General features: G+C 68.7%; 1 protein-coding gene. It reads right to left on the reverse strand.

What is annotated here, in order from left to right; all coding sequences use genetic code 11:
- On the reverse strand, nt 1-2,906 hold a 2,906-nt coding region (locus tag AC27KI_RS22040; RefSeq protein WP_487090741.1), incomplete at its 3' end, for an efflux RND transporter permease subunit.
- Nucleotide 2,907: the final 1 nt, after the last annotated feature.

Here is a 2,907-nt window from a genome sequence, read left to right on the forward strand (position 1 = left end):
CCCAGCGGCCGGCGCAGCTCGGCCCCCTCGCCCCAGCCCAGCATGAGCGGCAACGCGGCGAACAGCGCGGCCAGCGTGGTCATCAGGATCGGGCGAAAGCGCAGCAGCGCCGCCTGGTGGATGGCCTCTTGCGGGGCCATGCCCTGCTGGCGCTCGGCGTCGATGGCGAAGTCGATCATCATGATCGCGTTCTTCTTGACGATGCCGATCAGCAGGATGATGCCGATGATGCCGATCACCCCCAGGTCGTTGCCCGTCACCATGAGCATCAGCAAGGCCCCCACGCCGGCCGAGGGCAGCGTGGACAGGATGGTCAGCGGGTGGATGTAGCTCTCATACAGCACGCCCAGCACGATGTACACGCACACCATGGCCGCGAGGATGAGCCACAGCTGGCTGGACAGCGATTTTTCGTAGGCGCCCGCTGCCCCGAGGAACTGCATCGACAGCCCCGCCGGCACGCCGATCTCCTGCGCCGCCGCGCGGATGGCATCGACCGCGTTGCCCAGCGACACGCCTTCAGCCCGGTCGAAGCCCAGCGTGGCGGCCGGGTACTGCGCCACGCGGGTGACCTGCAGCGGTGCGAGCTGCTCGCGGATGGTGGCCACGGCGGACAGCGGCGTGGGCGTGCCGCCGCCCGTGCGCAACTGCAGGGTGCCCAGCGCCTCTGGGCTGTCCAGATGCTCCTGCTGCGCCTCCAGGATCACGCGGTACTGGTTGGTCTCGGTGAAGATGGTGGAGACGATGCGTTGGCCGAACGCGCTGTAGAGCGTGTCGTCCACCGAACTGGCCGTGACCGACAGGCGCGAGGCCGTGTTGCGGTCGATGTCCACGTAGGCCGACAGGCCCTGCGCGCCCGCATCCGACGTGGCGTTGCGCACCTGGGGCACCGTGCGCAGGCGCTCCACCAGCTTGTTCGTCCATTCGTTGACCTGCGCCGAATCCACCCCGCCGATCGACAGGCGGTACTCGGTGGGCCCGGTCTCGGCGTCGATGGTCAGGTCCTGCGTGGGCTGCAGGTACAGCGTCACGCCGGCCACGGCGCGCACGCGGTCGCGCAGTCGCTGCATGACGGCCTCCTGCCCGTCGCGGTCGGCATTCAGGTTGATCAGCATGCGCCCGGCGTTCAGCATGGTGTTGTTGGCCGCGTCCACCCCGATGAAGGAGCTGAGCGACTGCACGTCCGGATCGGCCAGGATGGCGCGGGCCGCGGCCTGCTGCAACTCGCTCATGCGGGCGTACGACACGTCCTGCGAGGCCTCCACGCGCGCCTGCAGCTGGCCCGTGTCCTGCGTGGGAAAGAGCCCCTTGGGAATCACCACGTACAGCAGCGCCGTGAGCGCCATCGTGAGCAGCGCCACCACCAGCGTGGCGCCCTGGCGGCGCAGCACCCATTGCAGCCAGATGTCGTAGCGCGCGATCACGCGGTCGAAGCCGCGCTGCACCGCGCCGCCGAAGCCACGCCGCTCGCCGTGCGGCGGCTCGGGTTTCAGCCAGCGCGCCGACATCATGGGCACGAGCGTGAGCGACACCACGGCCGATATCAGGATGGTGAGCGCCAGGGTCACCGCAAACTCGCGGAACAGCCGACCCACCACATCGCTCATGAACAGCAGCGGAATCAGCACCGCGATCAGCGACACCGTGAGCGAGATGATGGTGAAGCCGATCTGCGTGGCGCCCTTGAGCGCGGCCTGGAACGGCGGCTCGCCCTCCTCGATGTAGCGGGCGATGTTCTCGATCATCACGATGGCATCGTCCACCACGAACCCGGTGGCGATGGTGAGCGCCATCAGGCTCAGGTTGTTCAGGCTGTAGCCCAGCAGGTACATCACGCCGCAGGTGCCGATGAGCGAGATCGGCACCGCCAGGCTGGCGATCACCGTGGCGCGAAGGCTGTGCAGGAAAAAGAAGATCACCAGCACCACCATCAGCACGGCCAGCACCAGTTCCATCTCCACGTGGTGCACCGATGCGCGGATGCCGGTGGTGCGGTCCGACAGCACCTCCACCTTCAGCGAGGCGGGCAGCCCGGCCTGCAGCTCGGGCAGCTGCTTCTTGATGTTGTCCACCGTGGCGATCACGTTGGCGCCCGGCTGGCGCTGCACGTTCAGGATGATGGCGGGGGTCTCGTTGGCCCAAGCGCCCAGGCGGTTGTTCTCGGCGCTGTCCACCACGCGGGCCACGTCGGTCATGCGCACGGGCGCGCCGTTCTTCCAGGTGACGATGAGGTTCTTGTAGTCGGCCACCGTCACCAGCTGGTCGTTGGCGTTGATGCTGTAGGAGCGCTGCGGCCCGTCGAAGCTGCCCTTGGCGCTGTTGGCGTTGGCCGAGGTGATGGCCGTGCGCAAGGTGTCGAGCCCGATGCCGTACGAGGCCAGCGCCTTGGTGTCGGCCTGGATGCGCACGGCCGGCCGCTGCCCGCCGGCCAGGCTGACCAGGCCTACGCCGGGCACCTGGCTCATCTTCTGCGCCAGGCGCGTGTTCACGAGGTTCTGCACTTCGGTGAGCGGCAGTGTGTCGGAGCTGACGGCCAGCGTGAGTACCGGCGCATCGGCCGGGTTCACCTTGGCATACACCGGCGGCGCAGGCAGGTCGGTGGGCAGCAGCGACGATCCGGCGTTGATGGCGGCCTGCACCTCCTGCTCGGCCACGTCGAGCGCCAGCCCCAGGCCGAACTGCAGCGTGACGATGGACACGCCCGAGGCGCTGGTGGACGACATGCGCGCCAGCCCCGGCATCTGCCCGAACTGGCGCTCCAGCGGCGCACTCACGGTGCGGCTCATGACCTCGGGGCTGGCCCCGGGGTAGAGGGTCTGCACCTGGATGGTGGGGTAGTCCACCTCCGGCAGCGCCGACAGGGGCAGCAGCTTGAAGCCGACCAGGCCGGCCAGCACGATGGCCACC

This window comes from Acidovorax sp. KPB24-03 (assembly GCF_057546605.1).